The organism is Xanthobacter sp. BG11Y11_SDJG, from assembly GCF_057364445.1.
The window spans coordinates 1-2,513 of record NZ_JBNFNU010000513.1; the positions used below are offsets into that span (position 1 = coordinate 1).

A 2,513-nucleotide genomic window follows, 5' to 3' on the forward strand; every position below is an offset into this window, starting at 1 on the left:
CGCAGGCCCGGCGCCAGCATCGCCAGCGCCAGCACGAGCGGCGCGGCGATGGCGAGCAGCAGCAGCGCCTCCGGCGCGAAGGTGACGGGCAAAGGCGGCGTGGTCAGGAACCCGCTCATGGCGCGAGCCCTCCCAGGCGATGGGCCGGCCGATGGAGAGGAAGCCCAGCGGCGCCAGCGGCAGGAAGCCCAGCGCCACCGCGCCGAAGGCGAGCGCCAGCGCGATCACGGCGCGCCAGCCGCATTCATGCCCGGCGGGCAGCGTCCCGTCGTCGGGCCGCTGGAGCGCGAGCACCAGCAGGCGCAGCACATAGCCGCCCGCCAGCAGCCCGCCCGCCAGCACCACGACGGCGATCCACCAGGCGCTCTGCTGGAGCGCGGAGGTCAGCAGCATCACCTTGGCGGTGAAGCCGCCGGAAGGCGGCAGGCCGAGCAGCGAGAGCCCGCCGATGCCGAAGGCGGCGACGGAGAGCGGGGCGACCCGCGCGGCCCCTTCAGCCCGGCCAGGCGGTCGTGGCCGAACAGCTCGGCGATCAGCCCGGCGGCCATGAACATGGCGGCCTTCGAGAAAGCGTGCGAGACGAGGTGCAGCGTGCCCCCGGTCCAGGCGAGGGCGCTCCAATAGGCGTCCGCGCGCGCCGCCAAAGGGAACATGAGGCAGAGATAGCCGATCTGTGCGGCGGTGGAGTAGGCGATCAGCAGCTTCAGCCGCACCTGCGCCAGCGCCACCATCCCGCAGACGAGGATCGCGCCCGCCCCGCAGGCGGCGAGCGTCGGCGCCGCCGCCTGCGCCATGGGCACGGGCGCGAGGTCCGCCCACAGGCGCACCAGCAGGAACAGCGGCGCCTTGATGACCACCGCCGAGAGCACCGCGCTCGCCGCGGGCGGAGCGCCGGCATGGGCCGGCGGCAGCCACAAATGCAGCGGGAACAGCGCCGCCTTCGCCATCAGCCCGGCGCTCATGAGCGCCAGCGCGGCGCCGAATTCCCACCCCGCCGGGGCCCGCGCGAGCGCCGCGGAGAGGTGCGCGAGATCGAGCGTGCCGTACAGGCCGTAGACCAGCACCACGCCGAGCAGATAGAGCACCGATCCGAACAGCGCGAACACCAGATAGGTCATGGCCGCCCGGAGCTGGCCCGGCTTGCCGTCGAGGCACACCAGCGGCACGGCGGCGAAGGTCAGCAGCTCCAGCGCCACGTAGAGCGTGAACAGGTCCTGCGCCAGGAAGGCGAGGTTCAGCGCGCTCGCGAGCGCCAGCAGCAGCATGAAGAAGGCCGGCGGCATGCGCGGCGCGTCGGCGCCCGGCGCGCGCATCGCGTAAACGGCGGTGAAGGCCAGCACCAGCGCGCTCATGCCCATCATGGCGGCGGAAAACCCGTCCGCCCGCAGGCCGATGCCGAGCGGCGGGGCGAGGCCGGCGACGAAGTATTGGAGCGCCTGCCCACATCCGCGCCACCGCGACGCCCACGCCGACGCAAAGGCCGGCGCCGGTGGCGAGCACGGCGAGCGCCGCGCGCTCGCCCCAGCGCGGCCCGCGAGCAGCAACGGCACGAGGCCGAGGAGCGCACCGTCAAGGCGAGCACGAGGAGGGCGCTCACGGCTCCTCCCCCTGATCACCGTCCGTAGCCTTGAGGCGCAGCAGCAGGGCGACCGCCAGCCCGGTGGCGCAGAAGGCGACGACGATGCCGGTGATGACCAGCGCCTGCGGCACCGGGTCGGCCGCGAGCCCGGCGCCCGCGCCGCGCCGCGCCACCGCGCCGAAGATCAGGAACACGCCGCCGCCCAGGATGTTGAAGCCGAGGATGCGGCCGAGCGCGCCGCCGGCGGTCAGGAGGCCATAGGTGCCGCAGCCGGCGAGCAGGGCCCCGGCAAGGGCGTAGAGCATCGCCTCGCTCATAAGGGGGCTCCGCGCCGCGCCATCAGGGGCGCTCCTCGCCGGCGGGCGGGCCGAGCACCACCAGGACCAGCGTCAGCGCGATGGAGGCGGTGATGGCGATTTCCACGATCTTGATGACCGGCTTCTCGAAGCCGGGCGGGAAGGCCAGGAAGGCGCCCGCCGTCGCCCAGCCGAGGAAACCTGCCGCCAGCAGCCCGAACGGCCCGGCCAGCAGAACGAGGCGCAGCCGGCGGTCGTCCGCCCGCGGCAGCGGCGCCAGACCGGCCATGAGCGCGAGGAGGCCCATGGCGGCGAGCGTCGCGCCGCTCTGGAACGCGCCGCCCGGCACATCGGCGCCGGCCCACAGGAGATAGGCGCCCACGAGAACGCCGATAGGCACCAGCACGCGCGCGAGGAAGGCGGAGGGGGCAGCGGTGGGACCTGGGAACAGCGGCTCCGGCCGGCCGCGCCACAGCGGATCGCGCGACAGCGCCCACACGCCCACCAGCGCCAGCAGCAGCACGATCTTCTCCAGCAGGGTGTCGAGCGCGCGGAAGGCCAGCAGCACGCCGGTGACCGGGTTGCCGAGCCCGGTCGCGGGCAGGGCGGCGGCGGCATCGGCGGCGCGCGAGGGCATC

3 protein-coding genes and 1 pseudogene are annotated in these 2,513 nt (G+C 74.6%); all 4 read right to left on the bottom strand.

The genetic code is table 11. The annotated features are described in order from the left end of the window. A pseudogene (locus AC2W7M_RS23685) lies at positions 1-450 on the bottom strand (hypothetical protein); the annotation flags it as partial. Beyond that, positions 393-1,550, bottom strand: coding sequence for a complex I subunit 5 family protein (locus AC2W7M_RS23690; protein ID WP_486135406.1), 1,158 nt, complete (start codon positions 1,548-1,550; stop codon positions 393-395). The pseudogene AC2W7M_RS23685 and the gene AC2W7M_RS23690, both read right to left, overlap by 58 nt. 43 nt (positions 1,551-1,593) lie before the next feature. Next, positions 1,594-1,896 carry an NADH-quinone oxidoreductase subunit K gene (locus AC2W7M_RS23695; RefSeq protein ID WP_486135402.1) on the bottom strand — a complete coding sequence of 101 codons (303 nt, stop codon included), beginning with the start codon at positions 1,894-1,896 and terminating at the stop codon, positions 1,594-1,596. A 22-nt stretch (positions 1,897-1,918) separates the two neighbouring features. Next, positions 1,919-2,513 (bottom strand): Na(+)/H(+) antiporter subunit B (locus AC2W7M_RS23700; RefSeq protein WP_486135404.1); only part of this gene is annotated, 595 nt, incomplete at its 5' end.

Excerpts from the sequence above, each read along its gene's own strand:
- AC2W7M_RS23695 (WP_486135402.1), bottom strand. The coding sequence starts at position 1,896 with ATGAGCGAGGCGATGCTCTACGCCCTTGCCGGGGCCCTGCTCGCCGGC.